The organism is Cobetia sp. SIMBA_158 (assembly GCF_046566945.1).
GTDB lineage: Bacteria > Pseudomonadota > Gammaproteobacteria > Pseudomonadales > Halomonadaceae > Cobetia > Cobetia amphilecti.
The window spans coordinates 1-270 of record NZ_JAWJYL010000404.1; the positions used below are offsets into that span (position 1 = coordinate 1).

Sequence of the window (270 nt, forward strand, 5' to 3'; positions counted from 1 at the left end):
CTAACAAATTCACCAACACGCTTTGAGTAACCATAGTATTCGTTACTGCTTTATAAACTAGCTCACCTAAGCCATCAGCTGCCTTAGACAACACTTTATCGCCAATTTTTAGTTGTTCTATTGGTACTAAACCTTTTTCTGTATGTACTAAAGTGCCAGCAGTGAAACCTGAAAAATCTTTATCCATATTATTCATTCACCAAAATTATGTCTTGTCAGGATTATCGCCATGCACCCAAATACCAGTCTCACCGACAAAGTAAGTGTGCG

At 37.8% G+C, this 270-nt stretch carries 1 protein-coding gene; it reads right to left on the reverse strand.

Annotation, left to right across the window (positions count from 1 at the left end):
• Nucleotides 1–196: Hint domain-containing protein (locus R2R70_RS20465; protein ID WP_410978972.1), on the reverse strand; the 196-nt coding region annotated here is incomplete at its 3' end.
• Nucleotides 197–270: the final 74 nt, after the last annotated feature.